This is a genomic window from Roseateles sp. NT4 (genome assembly GCF_051857475.1).
GTDB lineage: Bacteria > Pseudomonadota > Gammaproteobacteria > Burkholderiales > Burkholderiaceae_C > Pelomonas.
In genome coordinates this window covers 1385437-1406455 of sequence record NZ_JBPZGZ010000001.1, presented here as the reverse complement: position 1 = coordinate 1406455, position 21019 = coordinate 1385437, and the positions used below count along the sequence as shown (strand labels likewise).

General features: G+C 68.1%; 22 protein-coding genes and 2 pseudogenes. 5 read left to right on the top strand and 19 right to left on the bottom strand.

The features are described 5' to 3' along the window. Nucleotides 1–60: 60 nt before the first annotated feature. The gene (metE, locus tag ACS5PN_RS06560) at nucleotides 61–2391 is read right to left on the bottom strand and encodes a 5-methyltetrahydropteroyltriglutamate--homocysteine S-methyltransferase (protein ID WP_439463119.1); all 2331 of its coding nucleotides are present in this window, start codon (nucleotides 2389–2391) and stop codon (nucleotides 61–63) included. 96 nt (nucleotides 2392–2487) lie between these two features. Between metE and ACS5PN_RS06555 the strand changes: the two genes are divergently transcribed. Then, complete coding sequence (locus ACS5PN_RS06555) at nucleotides 2488–3411, top strand: LysR family transcriptional regulator (RefSeq protein ID WP_439463118.1); 924 nt, start codon at nucleotides 2488–2490, stop codon at nucleotides 3409–3411. Here the strand turns inward: ACS5PN_RS06555 and ACS5PN_RS06550 are convergent. The 6 genes and pseudogenes from ACS5PN_RS06550 to ACS5PN_RS06525 form a co-directional block, all read right to left on the bottom strand. Beyond that, the gene (locus ACS5PN_RS06550) at nucleotides 3408–4160 is read right to left on the bottom strand and encodes an MgtC/SapB family protein (protein WP_439463117.1); all 753 of its coding nucleotides are present in this window, start codon (nucleotides 4158–4160) and stop codon (nucleotides 3408–3410) included. The genes ACS5PN_RS06555 and ACS5PN_RS06550 overlap by 4 nt on opposite strands. Before the next feature lie 88 nt (nucleotides 4161–4248). After that, complete coding sequence (locus tag ACS5PN_RS06545) at nucleotides 4249–4665, bottom strand: PilZ domain-containing protein (RefSeq protein WP_439463116.1); 417 nt, start codon at nucleotides 4663–4665, stop codon at nucleotides 4249–4251. 90 nt (nucleotides 4666–4755) lie between these two features. Continuing rightward, entirely contained in the window at nucleotides 4756–5103 is a 348-nt protein-coding gene (locus tag ACS5PN_RS06540) for an FKBP-type peptidyl-prolyl cis-trans isomerase (RefSeq protein ID WP_439463701.1), read from the bottom strand. 30 nt (nucleotides 5104–5133) lie between these two features. Further along, nucleotides 5134–5478: pseudogene (locus ACS5PN_RS06535) on the bottom strand (FKBP-type peptidyl-prolyl cis-trans isomerase); the annotation flags it as partial. Next, entirely contained in the window at nucleotides 5475–6350 is an 876-nt protein-coding gene (gene gluQRS / locus ACS5PN_RS06530) for a tRNA glutamyl-Q(34) synthetase GluQRS (protein ID WP_439463115.1), read from the bottom strand. The gene gluQRS and the pseudogene ACS5PN_RS06535, both read right to left, overlap by 4 nt. Next, complete coding sequence (locus tag ACS5PN_RS06525) at nucleotides 6350–7318, bottom strand: LysR family transcriptional regulator (protein ID WP_439463114.1); 969 nt, start codon at nucleotides 7316–7318, stop codon at nucleotides 6350–6352. The genes gluQRS and ACS5PN_RS06525 overlap by 1 nt, the downstream gene beginning before the upstream one ends. A gap of 101 nt (nucleotides 7319–7419) precedes the next feature. On the opposite strand from ACS5PN_RS06525, the gene ACS5PN_RS06520 reads away from it, so the two are divergent. Both ACS5PN_RS06520 and ACS5PN_RS06515 read left to right on the top strand, forming a co-directional pair. Further along, nucleotides 7420–8145, top strand: coding sequence for a pirin family protein (locus ACS5PN_RS06520; RefSeq protein ID WP_439463113.1), 726 nt, complete (start codon nucleotides 7420–7422; stop codon nucleotides 8143–8145). Between the two features lie 37 nt (nucleotides 8146–8182). Continuing rightward, nucleotides 8183–8743 carry a flavodoxin family protein gene (locus tag ACS5PN_RS06515; protein ID WP_439463112.1) on the top strand — a complete coding sequence of 187 codons (561 nt, stop codon included), beginning with the start codon at nucleotides 8183–8185 and terminating at the stop codon, nucleotides 8741–8743. Here ACS5PN_RS06515 and ACS5PN_RS06510 read toward each other — a convergent pair. The 4 genes from ACS5PN_RS06510 to ACS5PN_RS06495 form a co-directional block, all read right to left on the bottom strand. Beyond that, entirely contained in the window at nucleotides 8740–9912 is a 1173-nt protein-coding gene (locus ACS5PN_RS06510; RefSeq protein ID WP_439463111.1) for a DUF1501 domain-containing protein, read from the bottom strand. The two genes, ACS5PN_RS06515 and ACS5PN_RS06510, sit on opposite strands and share 4 nt — an antisense overlap. Before the next feature lie 4 nt (nucleotides 9913–9916). Next, on the bottom strand, nucleotides 9917–11437 hold the full coding sequence (locus ACS5PN_RS06505; protein WP_439463110.1) for a DUF1800 domain-containing protein: 1521 nt from the start codon (nucleotides 11435–11437) through the stop codon (nucleotides 9917–9919). Between the two features lie 76 nt (nucleotides 11438–11513). Further along, nucleotides 11514–12506 (bottom strand): sulfate ABC transporter substrate-binding protein, encoded by a 993-nt coding sequence (locus ACS5PN_RS06500; RefSeq protein ID WP_439463109.1) that lies wholly within the window; start codon nucleotides 12504–12506, stop codon nucleotides 11514–11516. A 76-nt stretch (nucleotides 12507–12582) separates the two neighbouring features. Beyond that, the gene (locus ACS5PN_RS06495; RefSeq protein ID WP_439463108.1) at nucleotides 12583–13542 is read right to left on the bottom strand and encodes a CysB family HTH-type transcriptional regulator; all 960 of its coding nucleotides are present in this window, start codon (nucleotides 13540–13542) and stop codon (nucleotides 12583–12585) included. Nucleotides 13543–13661: 119 nt separating this feature from the next. Here ACS5PN_RS06495 and ACS5PN_RS06490 point away from each other — a divergent pair, with 119 nt between their 5' ends. Then, nucleotides 13662–14543 carry a dienelactone hydrolase family protein gene (locus tag ACS5PN_RS06490; protein WP_439463107.1) on the top strand — a complete coding sequence of 294 codons (882 nt, stop codon included), beginning with the start codon at nucleotides 13662–13664 and terminating at the stop codon, nucleotides 14541–14543. A gap of 159 nt (nucleotides 14544–14702) precedes the next feature. On the opposite strand, the gene ACS5PN_RS06485 is transcribed toward ACS5PN_RS06490, so the two are convergent. The 8 genes from ACS5PN_RS06485 to ACS5PN_RS06450 form a co-directional block, all read right to left on the bottom strand. Beyond that, nucleotides 14703–15302 carry an RBBP9/YdeN family alpha/beta hydrolase gene (locus ACS5PN_RS06485; RefSeq protein WP_439463106.1) on the bottom strand — a complete coding sequence of 200 codons (600 nt, stop codon included), beginning with the start codon at nucleotides 15300–15302 and terminating at the stop codon, nucleotides 14703–14705. A gap of 3 nt (nucleotides 15303–15305) precedes the next feature. After that, the gene (locus ACS5PN_RS06480; protein ID WP_119045826.1) at nucleotides 15306–15524 is read right to left on the bottom strand and encodes a TOBE domain-containing protein; all 219 of its coding nucleotides are present in this window, start codon (nucleotides 15522–15524) and stop codon (nucleotides 15306–15308) included. 121 nt (nucleotides 15525–15645) lie between these two features. Continuing rightward, nucleotides 15646–15960 carry a hypothetical protein gene (locus ACS5PN_RS06475; RefSeq protein ID WP_439463105.1) on the bottom strand — a complete coding sequence of 105 codons (315 nt, stop codon included), beginning with the start codon at nucleotides 15958–15960 and terminating at the stop codon, nucleotides 15646–15648. Nucleotides 15961–16130: 170 nt separating this feature from the next. Next, the gene (locus tag ACS5PN_RS06470) at nucleotides 16131–16331 is read right to left on the bottom strand and encodes a hypothetical protein (protein ID WP_439463104.1); all 201 of its coding nucleotides are present in this window, start codon (nucleotides 16329–16331) and stop codon (nucleotides 16131–16133) included. Nucleotides 16332–16437: 106 nt separating this feature from the next. Next, nucleotides 16438–17496, bottom strand: a complete 1059-nt coding sequence (locus ACS5PN_RS06465) for a sulfate/molybdate ABC transporter ATP-binding protein (RefSeq protein ID WP_439463700.1) — start codon at nucleotides 17494–17496, stop codon at nucleotides 16438–16440. Further along, on the bottom strand, nucleotides 17496–18377 hold the full coding sequence (gene cysW / locus ACS5PN_RS06460; protein ID WP_439463103.1) for a sulfate ABC transporter permease subunit CysW: 882 nt from the start codon (nucleotides 18375–18377) through the stop codon (nucleotides 17496–17498). The genes ACS5PN_RS06465 and cysW overlap by 1 nt, the downstream gene beginning before the upstream one ends. Further along, nucleotides 18374–19228, bottom strand: coding sequence for a sulfate ABC transporter permease subunit CysT (cysT, locus tag ACS5PN_RS06455; protein WP_439463699.1), 855 nt, complete (start codon nucleotides 19226–19228; stop codon nucleotides 18374–18376). Before cysT ends, cysW begins: the two co-directional genes overlap by 4 nt. A 59-nt stretch (nucleotides 19229–19287) precedes the next feature. Next, nucleotides 19288–20298: a sulfate ABC transporter substrate-binding protein gene (locus ACS5PN_RS06450; protein WP_439463102.1), complete on the bottom strand. Its 1011-nt coding sequence runs from the start codon at nucleotides 20296–20298 to the stop codon at nucleotides 19288–19290. A gap of 159 nt (nucleotides 20299–20457) precedes the next feature. Here ACS5PN_RS06450 and cynS point away from each other — a divergent pair. Further along, nucleotides 20458–20902, top strand: a pseudogene (cynS, locus tag ACS5PN_RS06445) (cyanase). Nucleotides 20903–21019 lie beyond the last annotated feature (117 nt).

Sequence of the window (21019 nt, the reverse complement as noted above, 5' to 3'; positions counted from 1 at the left end):
CGAGCGCCATCATGCCAATCGAGTTGGCCCGGGCCGCCGACTACCTGAGGGTTTCGCCACTCAGCCAGCCTGCGGCACTTCTCTTCGCAACTCGCGCGCGGCTTCCACCATGCGCGCCAACGCCGCCTCCGTTTCCACCCATCCCCGCGTCTTCAACCCACAGTCCGGGTTGACCCACAGCAGCCCCGGCGGAATGACTTCGGCGGCCTTCTTCAGCAGGCGCAGCATCTCGGCCGTGTCGGGCACGCGGGGTGAGTGGATGTCGTATACGCCGGGGCCGATCTCGTTGGGGTAGCGGAAGTCGCCAAAGCCGCGCAGCAGCTCCATGTCGGAGCGGCTGGTCTCGATGGTGATGACGTCGGCGTCCATGGCCGCGATCTCGGGCAGGATGTCGTTGAACTCCGAGTAGCACATATGGGTGTGGATCTGGGTGTCGTCGCGCACCGCGCTGGCGGAGACGCGGAAGGCGCGCGTGGCCCAGGCGAGGTAGGCGCCCCAGGCTGCGCGGCGCAGCGGCAGGCCCTCGCGGATGGCGGGCTCGTCGATCTGGATGACGGCGATGCCGGCGGCCTCCAGGTCGGCCACTTCATCGCGGATGGCGAGCGCAATCTGCAGGGCGGTATCGGCGCGCGGCTGGTCGTCGCGCACAAAGGACCATTGCAGGATGGTGATGGGGCCGGTCAGCATGCCCTTCATGGGCTTGTTCGTCAGGCCCTGCGCGAAGACGGTCCAGTCCACCGTCATGGCCTGGGGCCGCGACACATCGCCGAACAGCACTGGTGGCTTCACGCAGCGCGAGCCGTAGCTCTGCACCCAGCCGTTGGCCGTGAAGGCAAAGCCCGACAGCTGCTCGCCAAAGTACTCGACCATGTCGTTGCGTTCGGCCTCGCCATGCACCAGCACGTCCAGGCCCAATGACTCCTGCTTGCGGACCGCCAGCTCGATCTCGCGCTGCATGGCCTCGCGGTAGGAGTCTTCAGCCAGCGTGCCGCGCTTGAAGGCGGCGCGGGCGGCACGGATCTCGGGTGTCTGCGGAAAGGAGCCGATGGTGGTCGTCGGGAAGGCGGGCAGCTTGAGGCGATGGCGTTGCGCGGCCTGGCGGGCGGGGAAGGGCGAGCGGCGCTGGTCGACATCGGCTGGCAGGGCCCTGAGTCGGGCTGAGACGGTGCCGTTGCGCACGCGCCGGCTGGTGACGCGGGTGGCGCGGGCGACGCGGGACTCGGCCAGCTCGCGGGCCACGCCGGCCTCATCGCCCCACAGCGCGCGCTTGAGCACACGCAGCTCGTCCAGCTTCTCGACGGCGCCCGCCAGCCAGCCCTGCAGCTCGGTATCCAGGGCCGTGTCACGGCGCAGGCTGAAGGGCACGTGCAGCAGTGAGCAGGACGGCGCCACCCACAGCCGGCCGCCGCGCAGTTCGCGCGCCTTGTTCAGCTGCAGCAGAGCCTGGTCCAGGTCGCTGCGCCAGATGTTGCGGCCGTCGATGATGCCCACCGACAGCTCGCGGTCCAGCGGCAGGCGCAGGGCGACGGGCAACAGCTCGTCGGGGGCGCGCACCGCGTCCACATGCAGGCCGGCCACGGGCAGTTCGCAGGCGAGGGCGAGGTTGTCGCCGAGCGGCGAGAAATAGGTCGCCAGCAGCAGCGGCTGGCCGACGACGCCCAGGCGCGCATAGGCCAGGCGCAGCGCGTCCTGCCAGGCAGGTGTGAGGTCCAGGCCGAGGATGGGCTCATCCAGCTGCACCCAGGTCACGCCGCGGGCGGCCAGACGGGTCAGCAGTTGTTCGTAGGCGGGCAGCAGGCGCTTGAGCAGCACCAGGCGGTCGAAGCCTTCCTGCTTGCTCTTGCCGAGGTAGAGGAAGCTGACCGGGCCCAGCAGCGCGACCTTGGGGCTGGCGGGCAGGGCGATGGCTTCGTCGACCTCGGCGAGCAGGCGCTCGGCATGCAGGCTGAACTCGGTGGTGCTGTCGAACTCGGGCACGAGGTAGTGGTAGTTGGTGTCGAACCACTTGGTCATCTCCAGCGCGGGCACGCCGTCGACGTGGGCACCGCTGCAGCCGCAGGCCTCGGTGCGGGCGTGGCTGGTCGTGATGCCGCGGGCCATCGCGAAATAGCGCTCCAGGGGCGTCTGCTGGTCGCTGAAGCCGAAGCGGGCCGGCTCGCAGCCGAACAGCTGGATCAGGTGGGCGACATGGTCATAGAGGGCGAAGTCGCCGACGGTGACATGGTCCAGGCCCGCGTCCTGCTGCAGCTGCCAGTGGCGGGCGCGCAGTGCTGCGGCCTGGGCCTCCAGCTCGGCAGCGGGCAGTTCGCCACGCCAGTGGCGCTCCAGCGCGGTCTTCAGTTCGCGGTGCTCGCCCATGCGCGGGAAGCCCAGAATATGAGTCTTGATCATGACTATCGAGAAGTAGATGAATTTCGTTCGTGATGATCCGCAGTCGGGCACAATGAATCAAACGAAACGTTTTCGGGTTCATCAACAGTTCTGCTCATGCAAACGCCGCTCGAACTGCGCCATCTGCGCACCCTGGTCGCCCTTCGCGAGGCCGGCAATCTGTCCCGCGCGGCGCAGCTGCTGAACCTGACGCAGTCGGCGCTGTCCCACCAGCTCAAGGGGCTGGAGGAGCACTACGGCGCCGAGCTGTTCGCGCGCAAGAGCAACCCGCTGGCCTTCGGTGCCGTCGGCCAGCGGCTGCTGAAACTGGCCGATGCCGTGCTGCCCCAGGTCGACGAGGCCGATCGCGATGTGCGCCGCCTGGTGGACGGCTCGGCCGGCCAGTTGCGCATTGCCGTGGAATGCCACACCTGCTTCGACTGGCTGATGCCGGCCATGGACGCCTTCCGCGAACGCTGGCCCGAGGTGGAGCTGGACATCGTCTCGGGCTTCCAGGCCGACCCCGTGGGCCTGCTGCACCAGGACCGCGCCGAGCTGGCCATCGTGTCCGACGTGGATGCCGACGAGACCGGCGTCGTCGTGCACCCGCTGTTCAGCTTCGAGATCATTGCCCTGCTGCCCAAGGGGCACGCCTTGCTGGCCAAGCCGTGGCTGGACGCGGCCGACTTTGCCGATCACACCCTCATCACCTACCCGGTGCCCGACGAGATGCTGGACCTGGTGCGCCGCGTGCTGCAGCCCGCGGGCATCGCGCCGCCGCGCCGCACCAGCGAGCTGACGGTGGCCATGCTGCAGCTGGTGGCCAGCGGCCGCGGCATTGCGGCGCTGCCGCTGTGGGCGGTGGAAGGCTATCTGGCGCGCGGCTATGTGGCGCGACAGCGCATTGGCGAGTCAGGGCTGACGGGGCGGCTCTATGCCGTCAGCACGCCGAACCTGGCAGCCAAGCCCTTCCTGGCCGACTTCGTGCGGCTGATGCGCGAGACCTCGCTGCTGAACCTGGCGGCCGTGAGTCTTCTCTAGTTGCGAGCGTGTGTGACGCGGTAGCCCGCCACGCCCGGCAGTTCGTGCAGTCGGCCGGTGAAGCGGCACAGCGTCTGGCCCTTGAAGTTCTTCTTGGCCGTGCAGACGAAGCGCCATTCCTCGTGATCGCCCTGTTTCTCGATGCTGAGTGAGCCCGGCGCGAAGCGGTAGCCCAGGCCGTCGGCAAACTCGGCCAGCTCGACCTGGGTGAAGCTGCGACCCGACTCGCTACGCAGCGTCACGGCAATGGCCGGGTGCGAGGGCAGGTAGTTCTCCAGCCGGGCGCCCCACATCATCAGCGACGCACACAGCAGCGTCAGCGCGATGGCCGCGAAATAGAAGCCCATGCCCAGCACGATGCCGATGGCCGCAGCCGCCCACAGCGAGGCCGCCGTCGTCAGCCCGGAGATGTTCATGCCCTCGCGCATGATGACGCCGGCGCACAGGAAGCCGATGCCGGTCACGACGCCCTGGATGACCCGCGTCGGGTCGGTGAATTGCGGCAGTGAACCGCCGGCGGCGTGGCCGCCAAACCACTGGTCGGGGTAGCCGACGAGGATGGTCACCGCGCAGGAGGCCATGCAGACCAAAGCGTAGGTGCGCATGCCCGCCGCGCGGCCGTGATAGGCCCGCTCGTAGCCCAGCAGCAGGCCCAGCACCATGGCGCCCAGCAGATGCATCAGCATCAGTACATTGGCGGCCCATTGGTTGTGGAGCCAGTAGCGCAGCAGGTGGTCGGGTTCGAGCATCGGGCGTGACCATGGCGGGGCGATGCTGCCCCGGGGCCACGCTAACGCAGTCTGTTTCGGCCCGCCAGAGGGGGCGTTGCAGGCATGCTCAAGCGAGGGCGGTCATGCGCTCCACGAGCACGCAGCGCACCCATTTGCGCGCCGTGACGTGCGCCGTCTGCGCCAGCAGGAATTCCTCGGCCTGGGAGTTGGCCGATTCGAACTCGAAACCGCCCAGCTGCACGATGCGGCTCAGCGGCCGGGTCCAGACGCGGCGCACATCGGCGCTGAACAGGGGCACGCCCTCGTCCTCGCCGAGCAGCAGGCGCAGCTCGTAGTGCTGGGCGTCCAGCGGCGGATCGGCCGCGGCCAGGATCTGCAGGCCGGCCTCGCTGAGGTTGACGACGACACCGCCACGCGCCTCGGCCAGGCCCTCGGGCTTGATGACCCAGACCGGCAGCTGCTCGTGCTGCTCAGGAACGAGGAAGAACTCGACGCGGGGGAAACGGCGTTGGTCGATCGACATGGTGTGAGCTTGAACGTGGAGTTTGGATCACAGCATCCGCGAATGACAGGCGCTTGTCAGCAGCGCCGCCGTCCCCTGATTTGAGGACGGTTAAACCGCCAGCAGATCGACCTCGAACAGCAGGGTGGCGTTGGGGGGAATGACGCCGCCGGCACCATAGGCGCCGTAGCCCAGTTCGGGCGGCAGCACCAGCATGCGCGTGCCACCGACCTTCATGCCCTGCACGCCCTCGTCCCAACCGGCGATGACTTCGCCGCCGCCGAGGCGGAACTTGAAGGGCTGGCCGCGGTCCTTGCTGGAGTCGAACTTCTTGCCCTTCATGCCGTCCTTGTAGAGCCAGCCGGTGTAATGCACCGACACGCGCTGGCCCTTGGCAGCCTCGGCGCCTTCACCGACGACACGGTCTTCGTACTGCAGGCCGGTGGAGGTGGTGTGCAGGTTCAGCTCGACATGCTCGGGGCCGCCGGCCAGGCCGAGCAGCTCGACGTCGAAGCACAGCGTGGCGTTGGGCGGGATGACGCCGCCGGCGCCACGTGCGCCATAGCCAAGGTCGGCCGGGATGATGAGCGTGCGCTTGCCGCCGATCTTCATGCCCTGCACGCCTTCGTCCCAACCCTTGATGACCATGCCGGCGCCGAGTTCGAACTCGAACGGGTCGCCGCGGTCCTTGCTGGAGTCGAACTTGGTCGTCTTGGCGCCATCGACCCAGAGCCAGCCGGTGTAGTGGACGGTCACGTCCTGGCCGGCCTGGGCCTGCTTGCCGTCACCCTCGACGGTGTCTTCGAACTGCAGGCCGCTGGGGGTGGTGTTCATGGGGGATCCTTGAGTTGGGGAAATCCGGCGATTGTCGCCGCGCGCCACCGCTCGATGGCCTCGGCGAGGGGATCGGCGGTGTGCAGATGCAAGCCGAGGCGGGCAGCCGCTTCGCGCAGCCGCGACTCGGGATCGGAGAGATCAATGGCCGCCGCCCCGTTCTGCTTGGACAGCTTGTGCCCGTCCTCGGCCAGCACCAGCGGCGTGTGCAGATAGCGGGGTGTGGGCCGGCCCAGGGCGCGCTGCAGCGCGATCTGGCGCGGTGTGTTGTCGGCCAGGTCCTCCCCGCGCACGATGTCGGTGATGCCCTGATCGGCGTCGTCGACGACGACGGCGAGCTGGTAGGCCCAGAGGCCATCGGCGCGTTTCAGGACAAAGTCGCCGACCTCGGCTTCCAGGTCCTGCGACTGGACGCCCAGGCGGCGGTCCATCCAGTCGATGCAACCCAGCACTCTGAAACGCCAGGCCCGCACGGGCCGGCCATTCGTGCCGTGGCGGCAGGTGCCGGGATAGACGAGTTCGCCATGCTTGGGCCGAGGGCCGGCCGCTGCCGCGATCTCGGCGCGTGTGCAAGCGCAGCCATAGGCGTGGCCGGACGCGATCAACCGGTCCAGCGCCGCCTGGTAGAGGTCGCCACGGCGCGACTGCCAGACCGGCGGCTCGTCGGACCTCAGGCCGAGCGCATCGAGTTGCCCGAGGATGACCTCGTCCAGGCCCGGCGGGCAACGCGGGCCGTCGACGTCCTCGATGCGCACCAGCCACTGGCCGCCGTGGGCGCGGGCGTCCAGCCAGCTGGCCAGCGCGGCGACCAGGGAGCCGGCATGCAGGGGGCCGGTGGGCGAGGGCGCAAAACGGCCGCGATACAGGCCCATCAGAGCAGCAGCCCCTCGTGCTGCTCCAGCAATGCCTTCTGGGTCGCCGCGCCGCGCAGCTTGGCCAGCCACCAGGCCAGGGCCTTGCCCGGCGCCTGGCCGGTGTCGCGCCAGGCGAAGCTCATGGCGCTGACGCGCCGGCCTTCGTAGGTGGACTTCTGCACCAGGCGGCCGGCCTCGACATGGCGGCGCACCATGGGCGCCGGCAGGGAGCCGCAGCCCAGGCCGCGCAGCATGGCTTCGAGCTTGCTGGCCAGGGACGGCATGGTCAGCACATCCTGGCCCGGCAGCACGCCGATGGTGATGGGCTGCAGCTGGCGGGCGCTGTCGGCCACGGCAATGATGCGGTGCTCGGAGATCTGCGCCGCCGTGAGCGGCTCGGGCGCATTGGCCAGCGAATGATGGGGCGCGACGCAGAAGACGAACTCGATCTCGCCGGCGGGCTCGCAGACGATGCTGCTGGTGGGCTGCTCGGGCCGCTTGCCGATGGCGATGTCGGCCTGGCCATTGAGCAGGGCCTCCCAGGTGCCGGCCAGCACTTCGATGCGCAGCTTGAGCCGCGTCGGCGGCGGGCCACCGCCCTCGGTCTTCTGGGCGTAGAACTCTTCCATCAGGTCGAAGAGGGCGCGGCGGGCGATGGCGTCGTCGACGGCCAAGGTCAGCTCGCTCTCCCAGCCGGTGGCGATGCGGCGCACGCGGTTGGCGACGGCGTCCAGCTCCTGCAGCAGTCGCCGGCCCTCGACGAGCAGCTCCTGGCCGGCCGAGGTCAGCACGGCCTGGCGCGAGCTGCGGTCGAAGAGCAGCACATCCAGCGCGTCTTCCAGCTGGCGCACGGAATAGGTCAGGGCCGACGGCACCCGCCCCATCTCGCGTGCCGCGGCGGCAAAGCTGCCGGTGCGGGCGATGGTGTCCATCATGGACAGGGCTTCGGGCGTCAGGGCGCGGCGCTTGTCTTGGGAGGTCGACATCAGTTCAGTCTATTTGAACGATGTCCTCAAGGCAGGCTGAGTGGTCATCGTGCCGTCGACTCCTACATTGAGTCCATCGACCACAAGCAAGGAGTCCAAGCATGACCAGCCAACTCATCAAGTCCTGTGACCGCGGCTACGCCGACCACGGCTGGCTGAAGTCCTTCCACAGCTTCTCCTTCGCCGACTACTACGATCCAGCCCGCATGGGCTTCGGGCCGCTGCGCGTCATCAACGAGGACAAGATCGCCCCGGGCACCGGTTTCGGCACCCATGGCCACCGCGACATGGAAATCATCAGCTATGTGCTGTCCGGCGAGCTGGCCCACAAGGACAGCATGGGCAATGGCGAGAAGGGCGGCGCGAACGCCGGCGTCATCCGCCCCGGCGATGTGCAGCGCATGAGTGCCGGCAGCGGCGTGTTGCACAGCGAGTTCAACCATGCCAAGGACCAGACGACGCACTTCCTGCAGATCTGGATCCAGCCCGATGCCCGTGGCATTGCGCCCAGCTATGAGCAGAAACATTTCGATGCCAGCTCCAAGCGCGGCCAGCTGCGCTTGGTGGCGGCCAATGACGGCGCGGAGGGTTCGGTGACCATCCACGCCGATGCCAAGCTGTATGCCGGCCTGTTCGACGGCAGCGAAGCCGCCGAACTGAATCTGGCGCCGGGCCGCATCGCCTATGTGCATGTCATCCGCGGCGCGCTTACCGCAAACGGCCAAGACCTGACGGCAGGTGATGCCTTGCAGCTTCGCGAAACATTGCGCCTCGCGCTGACGGCGGGCAAGGACGCGGAAGTTCTCGTGTTCGACCTCGCAGCCTGAGTTTTCTCATTCCCCCCACCCACAGAGGAAGTCCTCCATGAGCAAGATCGTCGTTCTCTACCACTCCGGCTACGGCCACACCAAGAAGGTCGCCGAGGCCGTCGCCGGCTCCGCGGGCGCGCAGCTGATCGCCATCGACGCCGAAGGCAACATCACCGAAGCCGACTGGGCTTCGCTGGCTGCGGCCGACGGCATCATCTTCGGCTCGCCGACGTATATGGGCGGCGCGAGCTGGCAGTTCAAGAAGTTCGCCGATGCCAGCAGCAAGCCCTGGTATGCCCAGGTCTGGAAGGACAAGATCGCCGCCGGCTTCACCAACTCGGCCACGCTGAACGGCGACAAGCAGGGCACCATCCAGTACCTGCACACCCTCAGCCAGCAGCACGGCATGATTTGGGTCGGCATGGGCCTGAAGGCGCCCAACCACAAGGCCGCCACGCGCGACGAGGTCAACAACCTCGGCGGCTATGCCGGCCTGATCACCCAGACGCCCAGCGACGCTTCGGCCGAAGAAATGATCCCGGGCGACATCGCCACGGCCCGCCATTTCGGCGAGCGCGTCAAGGCGGTCGTTGAGCGCTGGAGCAAGTCGGCTTAAACGAGGCCGATATCGCGCGCGCTGGCCCCGGGGAAGACCTGGGCCAGCTGCGCGTCGTTCAGGCCGTACATGCGCCTGAACAGGCCGCCGAACAGGGCCCGGTACTCGTTGAGCACCGGGTAGTCGCGGTTCTGGAACAGCGTGGCGGCCTTGACCTCCACCTGCTCGCCGGCAATGCGCCCGCCCTTCACCCCACCGCCCAGCACCCAATAGGCGCTGCCATGGCCATGGTCGGTGCCGCGGTTGCCGTTCTCGCGGAAGGTACGGCCGAACTCGCTGACCACCACCACCACGGTGTTGTTCCACTGCGGCCCCATCTCGTCGGCGAACAAGGCCAGGCCCTTGCCGAGCTCACCCAGCTTGGTCGCCAACTGGCCGGTGGCGCCGCCTTCGCCGACATGGGTGTCCCAGCCGCCGACGTCGATGAAGCCCAGGGTCACGCGCTCGCGCATCAGCCGCGCGATGCGCCGTGCCTCCAACGCAAAGCCCTTGGCCGCGATGGCGCCGCGGCTGGCGGCTTCCATCTCGCCGGCCATCTCCTTGGACACCTCGTCACGCACCTCGAAGCCGCCGCTGACCGTGTTGGCCATGCGCGTGTTGGCATACATGCCGGCGATGACCTGGGCTTGCGCTGCATTGATGGCCGGTTTGCCGAGGTCGCGCAGAGCCTGGTTGGCGACAGGCAGGTTGCCGCGCAGGATCAGCGGCACCTGGTCGGTGAAGGCCATGGCCTCCAGGCGCGATCCCGCACCCAGTACGCCAGCCAGGCGGTTCATGAAGCCGCTGCGGAAGTCGCGAGAGCCTTCGTCGGCCTGGCCCAGCTCGATGTGGTCCTGGGTTTCGAAATGGCTGCGCGTCGTGTCGTTGGTGCCGGCAAAGGGCACGAAGGCGGCCTGGCCCTTGCCCCACAGCGGGTGGATGCTGTCGGCCAGGGCTGGCGCCAGGCCCCAGTTGGCGTCCAGCGGCAGGGCCGCCGACTTGGCGATGGCAATATTGGGTCGGGACTCGTAATAGAAGCTCGATGACGTGGGTACCAGCAGGTTGGCCGCGTCGTAGGCGCCGCGCAGGAAGACGACGAGCAGTCGCGGCGCGTCGGGTGTCGCGGCCCACATTTGCGTGGGCAACAGCGTGGCACCCAGGCCGAGTTGGAGCAGAAGGCGTCGGTCCATCACATCACCTGTGCATGAAGTCGGGGGAGGCCAGCAGATAGGTGTTCCATTCCTGCGGCGAGGTGGCTTGAGCGAGGGCCTGCTGCGTGGGCGCGGCCAGGCGCGGCGCGATGCCCTCGTAGTAGAGCGGGTGGGCGATCTGCGGGAAGGCGGGCCTGTCCTTGGGTTCGCCCTCGACCTTGAAGAGGCCGGCGCTGCCGCTGCCGATGGCGCGGGCGATCTCGAAGCGCGTCGTCATCTGGCCGGGCCCCGCCCAGGCGCTCTCGTCCATGGCATAGCCGTCGGGCGTCTGGCGGTTGTAGGGCGCCTGGCCGAGGCGATAGAGCCAGCCGATCATGGGCCCGGTGTTCAGCACCACCTTGTCGGCATAGGCCAGACGCACGGCCGAGACGACGTAGTGGGTCGGGTCCTTGAACTTGCGGCCCAGCGACGCCTCGAACTCCGGCGCGCCGACCATGGCGCGCAGCACCTCGGCGATGCGGCCATCGCTCTGCTGCCAGCGCTCGGCCATGCGCTCCACCAGGGCCGGCGGCGGCTCGTCGGCGACGAAATACTGGGCCAGCTTGCGCGATACATAGCGCGCCGTGCTGGGATGTCTGGCCAGCAGGTCCAGCACCTGGTCCAGCTCGGCCTCGCCCTGGCCCTTGACCGTGATGCCGAGCAATTGCTTGTCGCCGAAGTCGTGCCGGGCCGGGTTGAACTCCATCAGCCCGTCGCGACGGTACTGGGCCTCCTGGGCGGGCTTGAGCTTGGGTTTGTTGTCGGTCTGGTTGACGCCCAGCCCGGTCAGCACGCGGGCCAGCTCCTGCACATCGCGTTGGCTGTAGCCGCCGCCCACGCCCAGGGTGTGCAGCTCCAGTGCCTCGCGGGCGTAGTTCTCGTTGATGCGGTTGGCGGCGTTCTGCTCGTTGTCGAGGTAGCGCAGCATGGCCGGATGGTGGGCCGTGTAGCCGAGCAGATCGCGGAAGCGGCCGAGGGACCGCTCGCGCAGGCCCTGCTCGTAGTCGCCCACCATGACGCGCAGATTGGCCTTGTACTGGTGGACGTTGAAATGGTTGAACCAGAACCAGGTCAGCTGCTCCTGCACCTGGCTGGGCGAGTACAGCGCATTCAGCAGCTGGCGCGTCGAGGCCTCGCGGGCCAGCTTGGTCAGGGCCTGCTGGTAGTTCTTCTGCGCCTCGGCCTTGGCGGCGTCGTCGGTCAGCGCATCGGCCGCCTTGCGCTGGGCTTCCATCTGCTGCACCAGCGGCAGCAGGGGCTGCTGCGAAATGGCCAGGGCCTGGATCTGGGTCTTGGCGGCTTCGGGCAATGCCGCTGGGTTGGCGGGTTGGAGCTGGGCGTCCAGCCAGGCCTCACGGCCCTTGGCTTGCACCGTCTTCAGGTCGGTGCTGCTGGCGCCCCAAGTGAGACGGTCCAGCCAGAGCGTGTCTTGGGCTGGACCGTGGGCGGTGGACGTCGGCTGCGGCGCCGTGGCGCAGCCGATCAAGGTGAAGCAGAGCGCGGAACCGAGGACTAGTTTTCTCATGGCGGCCTCATGATGAGGCCGCCCAACGTCAGCTGTCGAGGCCGGGTTGACGGCCGCAACAAGACTTCACAAGGGCTTACTTCGCTCCAGGCGCGTAGATCTGGTCGAACACGCCGCCGTCATCGAAGTGAGCCTTCTGGGCCTGGCGCCAGGTGCCGAACAGCTCGTCGATGGTGAAGAGCTTGACCGGCGCGAACTGCTTGGCGTACTTGGCCGCGACCTTGGCGTCACGCGGGCGGTAGTAGTTCTTGGCCGCGATCTCCTGGCCCTCGGGGCTGTAGAGATAGTTCAGATAGGCCTCGGCCTGCTTGCGCGTGCCGCGCTTGTCGACGACCTTGTCGACGATGGCGACGGGCGGTTCGGCCAGGATGGAGACGCTGGGCGTGACGATCTCGAACTTGTCCGGACCGAGTTCCTTGACGGCCAGATAGGCCTCGTTCTCCCAGGCGATCAGCACGTCGCCGATGCCGCGTTCGACAAAGGTCGTCGTCGAGCCGCGAGCGCCCGAGTCCAGCACCTTGGTGTTGGCATAGATGCGCTTGACGAAGTCCTTGGCCGAGTCCGGCGTGCCGCCGTTCTTCAGCGCATAGCCCCAGGCGGCCAGGTAGTTCCAGCGAGCACCGCCGCTGGTCTTGGGGTTGGGCGTGATGACCTCGACACCACTGCGGGCCAGGTCGGGCCAGTTGCTGATCTTCTTCGGGTTGCCCTTGCGCACCAGGAAGACGATGGTCGAGGTGTAGGGGCTGGCGTTGTTGGGCAGCTTCTTCTGCCAGTCCAGGCCCAGCAGCTTGTGATCGGCCAGGGCATCGATGTCATAGGCCAGGGCCAGGGTCACGACGTCGGCTTCCAGGCCGTCGATGACCGAGCGGGCCTGCTTGCCCGAGCCGCCATGCGAGGCCTTGATGCTCAGGGTCTCGCCGGTCTTGGCCTTCCATTGGGCGGCGAAAGCCTTGTTGAAGTCCTGGTAGAGCTCGCGCGTCGGGTCGTAGGAGACGTTGAGCAGCGAGGCCTGGGCAAAGGCGCCGGTGGCGGCGAGGGCGAGAGAGAAAGCGGTGAGAAGGCGGCGCATGATTTTGGAGTTAGGGATAAGGCGGTTCACTCTAGGGATAGGGTGCAGCGGGGGCAAAGAAGCAGTTCGAGCTAGCTCATGCAGCCTTTGACCAGGCCAGCACGGGCTCGCTGGCCAGGGGCTCGTGGCGGGCCGCGTCGACCACCTCGCGCTTCAGCGGCGAGGCGAAGGTCTGGATGAACTCGTAGACGTAGTCGCGCAGATAGGCGCTGCGGCGCACCGCCAGGCGGGTCATGTTGTCCTCGAACAGATGGCGGGCGTCGATGGAGCGCAGGTGGCGGTCGCGCTCCTCGTCGAAGGCGATGGAGGCCACGATACCCACGCCCAGGCCCAGCTCGACATAGGTCTTGATGACGTCGGCGTCCATGGCGCTCAGCACGATGTGGGGTGACAGCTGGGCGGCGGCAAAGGCCTCGTCGATATGCGATCGGCCCGTGTAGCCGGGCTCGTAGGTGACGATGGGGAACTGGGCCACACGGGCCAGGGTCAGCGGCCCATCCAGCAGCGGGTGGCCGGGCGGCACGACGACCGAATGGGTCCAGCGGTAGCAGGGCAGGGCGACCAGCTCGGGGTACTGGGCCAGGGCCTCGGTGGCGATGCCGACATCGGCCTCGCCGTCGAGCAGCAGGCGCGCGATCTGCTGCGGCGAGCCCTGCTGCAGATGCAGGCTGACATCGGGGTGGTGGGCACGGAAGTCGCGCACGGCGGGGGGCAGCGCATAGCGGGCCTGGCTGTGCGTGGCGGCGATGCGCAGGCGGCCGCTGCCCGCCTGGGCGAAGTCGTCGGCCGCGCGCTTGAGGTTCTCGGCCTCCTGCAGCAGGCGCTCGATGACGGGCAGCACATGCTCGCCGGGCTCGGTCAGGCCGGTCAGGCGCTTGCCGACGCGCACGAAGAGCTCGATGCCCAGCTCTTCCTCCAGCTCGCGGATCTGGCGGCTGACGCCGGGCTGGGAGGTGTGCAGGGCCTGGGCGACCTCGGTCAGGTTGAAGCCGCGGCGTTGGGCCTCACGGACGGAGCGGAGCTGCTGGAAGTTCATGCGCCGGGATTCTGCGAACCGGGGCCGCATCTGTCGTCGAACCATTCGCCATATCGATATTCACTTCTTGAGGGGTAGTCCCACTAAAGTCGGCGTTCCCCCGCATAAGGACGCTCACGATGACCCATCCGACTGAGATCCCCGATCAAGCTTGGCCACTCTTCGACCGCTATGTGCACGGCGACCTGAGCCGCCGCGGCTTCCTGGAGCAGGCCGCCACCTTCACCGGTGGTCCGGCCGGCGCCGCGGCCCTGCTGGCGGCGCTGAGCCCCAATTTCGCGGCGGCCCAGCAGGTCAAGCCAGATGACCCGCGCCTGGTCACGCGCCGCCAGACCTTCGATTCGCCCCAGGGCAACGGCAAGGTGCAGGGCTATCTGGCCAAGCCCGCGAGTGCCGCGGGCAAGCTGCCAGCCGTGCTGGTGGTGCACGAGAACCGCGGCCTGAACCCGCACATCGAGGACATCGCCCGCCGCGTCGCGCTGGCCGGCTATGTGGCCTATGCGCCCGACGCGCTGGCGCCGCTGGGCGGCTACCCGGGCGACGAGGACAAGGCGCGCGAACTCTTCGGCAAGCTCGAACCGGCCAAGGCCCGTGCCGACATCGTCGCCGGCGCCCGCGGCCTGCTGACGCTGCCGGACGCCAACGGCAAGCTCGGCGTCGTCGGCTTCTGCTGGGGCGGCACGCTGTCCAACTACGTGGCCACCCAGGTGCCCGAACTGGCCGTGGCCGTGCCTTTCTACGGCGGCGCACCGGCACTGGAAGACGTGCCGCGCATCAAGGCGCGGCTGCTGTTGAACTACGCCGGCAACGACGAGCGCGTCAATGCGAGTTGGCCGCCTTATGAAGCCGCGCTGAAAGCCGCCGGCGTGCGCTATGAGCAGTTCGTCTACGCCGGCACCCAGCACGGCTTCAACAACGACACGACGCCGCGCTATGACCCGGTGTCGGCTCAGCTGGCCTGGGAGCGCACGCTGGCGGTGTTCAAGTCGGCCCTGAGCTGAATCCGGGTTCTTGCCGGGCCTTCGGGCCGAGCGCTGCCGCTCCCGAGCCGGCCCGCTTCAGCGATGTGCTTGCCGGTCGACCCGGCAAGCATCGCCGTCCCCTCGGGGGACCGACCAGACCGACCGCGTTCGGCGGGTCGGACTGGGCGAGGGGTCAACTCAGACCGCGAACGCCCACTCGCGGAATTCCGCGTGCCGGGGCCGCTGCTCGGCCGCCGCGCGGGCTCGTGCGGCCTCGATCCAGCTCTTGGCCAGGGGAAAAGGCCCGAAGCCGGCTTCGGCATTGATGTGGCCGACGGGCCCGAGGTTGCTGTAGCTGGCGCCCCAGCGATGCGCCCAACGTGCGGCGCTGGCAGCGCTCATCCAGGGGTCGGTGCTGCTGGCGATGAGCCGCGAGCGGCGCGGCAGGCGCTGGTGGGGCAGGGATTCAGCGACGCCGAACTTGTCGGGCTCGGCAGGCGCCACGAACAGCGCCTCGCGGATGGCCGAGTCCGGGTGGTCGGCCAGATGGCGGGCCAGGGCCAGGCAGCCGAAGCTGTGGGCCACGGCCAGCCATTCGCCCTTATCACCGGACACCTCGGCCACCTCCAGCGTGCGCTGGATGCGCTCTGCCCAACGCTCGAGCTCCGGTTTGCTGGGGTCGCGCTGCGTGACGCGGCGAGCGTCGCGGTACTGGCCCTGCAGCCAGGTCTGCCAATGGGCCGAGCCGCTGTCGTTCAGCCCCGGGATGATGAGGATGCGTGGCGCCTGATAGGCCATGGCTTACAGCGTCGCGATCGACACTTCCGTGGACTTGACCAGGGCGACGACCTCGCGGCCCACTTCCAGGCCGAGATCCTTGACCGAGCGCGTCGTGATGACGGAGGTGACGACGTCGCCGCTGCGCGTGACGACATCGACCTCGGAGACGACCGGGCCTTCGATGATTTCCTTGATGGTGCCGCGGAACTGGTTGCGGACGTTGATGGCGGTGATGCTCACGGGAGGCTCCAGGGGATTGACGTGGAGCCAGTGTGAGCAGTCAGCGCCTCGCCAGGAACGAAGCAATGCGCAGCAGCGCATGCGGCTGCCGAATAAGTCCAGGCTCCGCGGCCCGGCGACCTCAGCGCGGCTTGGCGGGCTTGGCCGCTACCGTGGGCTTGGGCGGGATATCGGGCAGCAGCGCCGAGCAGTCTGTGTACAGGCCGTCCAGCGAGGGGTGTTCGATGCAGTACTCGTAGTCCGCACGCGTCGGGCCCCGGGGCCCGGCCGCCGGCGGATCGAAGCGCAGCGGCGTGTTGTTGGTTTGCTTGGGGGCGCTGGCGGCACTGGCGGCCGCGGCGGGGCGCGGTTGTCCATCGGCCCAGGCGGGCTGGGCGAGCATGCAGATGCTGGCGACAAGGCCTAAGCATCGATGGGCGGAGGCTTGAACGGGCATGGCAGTCCCCTGGGCAGGGTCCGCCGGCAGGTGGTGTCGACGCCGACCCTTGCCTTCAAAGACGGGAAAGCTACGCCTGGTCGGACAGCCGCAAATCCGTAACCTTGTGGATGAGCGGCATGCTAGGGGGCTGCCTTGATTCATGGCGAGGCCGTCCGGCGAAGGCTGGGCTAAGCAGGCCTGGCAAGCCGCGTCGGCGGGTCGAGTCGCAGCGGTTCCGTCGCGCGGTGCTTGGGCGCCGCCACCTGCGGGCTGTTGGCGGCCGGGCGGGGCAGGCCGCTGGCGTGAGCGGGCTGGGTCAGCTTGTAGGCGCCGACCAGGGCCAGGGCCGCCAGGGCGACCCGGCGGCGTTGCGAGGCGGACAAGGACATGACGCTCTCCCCGAGCGGGCCCGCCGACGGACATCGAAGGCGTGGGCCTGCCCAGGGAAAGACGCAGAGGCCGTCCGCAGCCGGACAGGGCCTCCCTAACTCGGCGTCAGATGCCGGCGCCGGCTTCGAACAGGCTCAGCCGCGCCGCGCTGAGCTTGACGCGCTGGCCGCCCTGCAGGCGCAGGGATTCGGCCTCTTCGCGGGTCAATTCAGCCTCCAGCGGCTGGCCGTCCGGGCCGATCAGCTCGACGCGGGCGCTGGCGCCGAAGGACAGCACGCGCTCGACCGTGGCACTCAGGCCAGGTGCCGACTCGTCGGTGCGGATCTGCAGCTCATGCGGCCGGGCGTAGGCCTGCACCTCGCCGTCGTTGTGGGCGCCGGCGTGCGGCAGCTGGTGCTCGCCCATGTGCAGCACGCCGCCGCGAGACTGGCCGACGAAGCGGTTGACCGCACCGAGGAAACCATAGACGAAGGGCGTGGCCGGACGCTCGTAGACCTCCTGCGGCGTGCCGACCTGCTCGACGCGGCCATGGTCCATCAGCACGATGCGGTCGGCCACTTCCAGGGCTTCGTCCTGGTCGTGCGTCACGAAGATGCTGGTGATGTGCAGCTCGTCGTGCAGGCGGCGCAGCCAGCGGCGCAGCTCCTTGCGCACCTTGGCGTCCAGGGCGCCGAAGGGCTCATCCAGCAGCAGCACGCGCGGCTCGACTGCGAGCGCGCGCGCCAGGGCGATGCGCTGGCGCTGGCCGCCCGACAGCTGCGGCGGGAAACGGTCGCCCAGCCAGTCCAGCTGCACCAGCTTGAGCAACTCGGTGACGCGCTTCTTGATCTCGGCCTCGGGCAGGCGCTGCTTGCGCGGCTTGACGCGCAGCCCGAAGGCGACGTTGTCGAACACCGTCATGTGGCGGAACAGCGCGTAATGCTGGAAGACGAAGCCGACCTGGCGCTCGCGCACATGGGTGTCGGAAGCGTCCTGGCCGTCCAGCAGTACGCGACCCGCGTCGGCCTGCTCCAGGCCGGCAATGATGCGCAGCAGCGTGGTCTTGCCGCAGCCCGAGGGGCCGAGCAGGGCGACGAGTTCGCCGCGCGGGAAGTCCAGCGACACATCGCCGAGGGCGGTGAAGTTGCCGAAGCTCTTGTGGATGTTTTGGACCTGGATGCCCATCACGCTTCCTTCGACGCGACAGAGGCGCGCCATTCGATGAATTGCTTGATCACCAGCGTCACCAGCGCGAGCAGCGCCAGCAGGGACGCGACGGCGAAGGCCGCCGCGAACTGGTATTCGTTGTAGAGGATCTCGACCTGCAAGGGCAGCGTGTTGGTCATGCCGCGGATGTGGCCCGACACGACCGACACGGCGCCGAACTCGCCCATGGCGCGCGCATTGCACAGGATGACGCCGTACAGCAGGCCCCATTTGATGTTGGGCAGGGTCACGCGGCGGAAGGTCTGCCAGCCGCTGGCGCCGAGCACGGTGGCGGCCTCTTCCTCGTCCTTGCCCTGGGCCTGCATCAGCGGGATCAGCTCGCGGGCGACGAAGGGGAAGGTCACGAAGACGGTGGCCAGCACGATGCCGGGCACGGCGAAGATGATCTTCACGTCGTGTTCCTGCAGCCAGGGGCCGAACCAGCCCTGGGCGCCGAAGATCAGCACATACATCAGGCCGGCCACGACGGGCGAGACCGAGAAGGGCAGGTCGATCAACGTGATCAGCAGCTGCTTGCCGCGGAACTCGTGCTTGGCGATCAGCCAGGCCGCGCTGACGCCGAACACGAGGTTGAGCGGCACGGCGATGAAGGCGGCCGTCAGCGTGAGCTTGATGGCCGAGAAGGTTTCCTCATCGGCCAACGAGGAGAAATAGAGCTCCCAGCCCTTGCGCAGCGCCTCGGTGAAGACCGCGACGAGGGGCAGCAGCAGGAAGATGCCGAAGAAGCCCAGGCCCAGGATGAGCAGGGTGAGCCGCACGCCGGCGGATTCACGCGTGGCTGGGTTGTCCTGGTACTTGGCGCGGGCGCGCGCCGGGGCGAGATGCAGGGCGGTGCTCATTTGCGCGTTCCCCGGCGGCTGCTCCAGCCCTGCAGCAGGTTGATGATCAGCAGCAGCACGAAGCTGAAGATCAGCATGACAGCGGCGATCGCCGTGGCGCCGACGTAGTCGTACTGCTCCAGCTTGGCGATGATCATCAGCGGCGTGATCTCGCTGACCATGGGGATGTTGCCGGCGATGAAGATGACCGAGCCGTACTCGCCGACGGCGCGCGCAAAGGCCAGCGCGAAGCCGGTCAGCAGGGCCGGCGTCAGCGTCGGCAGCACCACGTAGCGGAAGGTCGTCCAGCGCTGGGCGCCGAGCGACGCGGCGGCTTCTTCCAGCTCGGTCTCCATGTCCTCCAGCACCGGCTGCACGGTGCGCACGATGAAGGGCAGGCCGATGAAGATCAGGGCCAGCAGCACGCCCAGCGGCGTGAAGGCGATCTTGGTGCCGTTCTCGCCGAACAGCGGCGCGAACACGCCGCCCGGGGCGAACATCGAGCCGACCCAGCCGTTGGGCGCGTACAGGGCCGTCAGCGCGATGCCGGCCACGGCCGTGGGCAGGGCAAAGGGCAGGTCGATCAGTGCGTCCACCAGCTTCTTGCCCGGGAACTCATAGCGCACGATGCACCAGGCCAGGATCAGCCCGAAGACCAGGTTGATGAAGGCGGCGATCAGCGAGGCGCCAAAGCTCAGCTTGTACGAGGCCATCACGCGCGGCGAGGTGGCCGCCGCCCAGAAGGCGTCGAAGCCATGGCCCGAGGACTTCAGGAAGACCGCGGCCAGCGGCACCAGCACGATCAGGGACAGGTAGAACAGCGTGAAGCCCAGCGTCGGCGCGAAGCCGGGCAGCACACGGCGGCGCAGCAGGGGCGGCCGTGCGGCAGCCGCGGCGACGCCGGGCGCTGCCGCCGTGGAGGCAGAAGAACTCAACGCTTGATCCCCGCCATCACCTGGTCAAAGGTGCCGCCGTCGGCGAAATGGGTCTTGCTGACCTTGGCCCAGCCGCCCAGCGTCTGGTCGACGGTGAAGAGCTTGATGTTGGCGAAGCGCTGGGCGTGTTTCTTGAAGATGGCCGGGTCGCGCGGGCGGAAGTTGTTCTTGGCGATGATTTCCTGGCCTTCCGGGCTCCAGTGGAAGTCGAGATAGGCCTTGGCCAGGGCCGCCGTGCCCTTCTTGGCGGCGACCTTGTCGACGATGGCGACGGGGGCATCGGTCTCGATGGAGATGCTGGGGTTGACCTGCTCGAACTGGCCCTTGCCGAACTCGTTCTCGATCAGCTCGACCTCGGCTTCGAAGGTGACCAGCACATCGCCGATGCCGCGCTGCGTGAAGGTCGTGGTGGCGCCGCGGCCACCGCCGTCCAGCACCGGCACATTGGTCAGCACCTTGGTGACCAGCTCCTTGGCCTGGGCCTCGCTGCCGCCATTGGCGATGACGCTGCCCCAGATGGCCAGGTAGCTGTAGCGGCCGTTGCCGGTGACCTTGGGGTTGGGGATGATGACCTGCACGCCGGGGCGGGCCAGGTCGCTCCAGTCCTTGATGCCCTTGGGGTTGCCCTTGCGCACCAGGAAGGTCATGGTCGACGAATAGGGCGCCGCGTTGTTGGGGAAGCGGCTGCGCCAGTCGGCCGGCGTGAGGCCGGCGCTGGCCAGCTGGTCGACGTCGGTGGCCTGGTTCATCGTGACGACGTCGGCTTCGAGGCCACCGATGACGGCGCCGATCTGCTTGCTGGAGCCGCCATGGCTCTGGTTGACGACGACGGCCTGGCCCTTGGCCTTCTGCGCAGCGACGAAGGCCGGATTGATCTGCTTGTAGAGCTCGCGCGCGACGTCGTAGGAGACGTTGAGCAGGGCCGGGTCGGACGCCAGGGCGGGCAGGGCGGCCGAGGCGGCGATCAGCGCGACCAGGGCGCGGCGGGTGGGCAGGAAGGAGGGCATGGCGGGGCCGTCGAATGAACGAAGCCGAGAGGGTGCCCGAACTCGCTTATTCACCAAACGACAGTTTGCTTATTTCCTTATTCGATAACAGCCAAAGCGTGGCACACGCCTTGCAGGCCTCATGAGCGGCAACTGTTTGCTTTCAACCTGGAGACCCGCATGAGCCGCCTCGACGTCACGGAAAAGATCATCGCCACCAAGGTGGCCAAGGGCATCAAATGGGCCGATGTGGCCGCGGCCGTGGGTCTGTCCAAGGAGTGGGTCACGGCCGGCTGCCTGGGCCAGATGACCTTCAACGACGCCCAGGCCGCGACGCTGGGCCCAGCTTTTCGACCTGAGCGAATGCGAGGCGCAATGGCTCAAGGTGGTGCCCTACAAGGGCAGCATGCCCACTTCGGTGCCCACCGACCCTCTGATCTACCGCTTCTACGAACTCATCAGCGTCTACGGCACGACCTTCAAGGAACTCATCCATGAGGAGTTCGGCGATGGCATCATGAGCGCCATCGACTTCAAGATGGACCTGCAGCGCGAACCCAACCCGGCCGGCGACCGGGTCAGCATCGTCATGAGCGGCAAGTTTCTGCCCTACAAGACCTACTGACCGGTCCGCGCGGTGGGTGCGGTGCGATAGCCGCTCTTGCGCAGATGCAAAGGGCGCGCCCCGGATGCTTCGCGGTACATTGCCGCCCGCATTCACCAAGGCCCTGCAGCGTGGGAG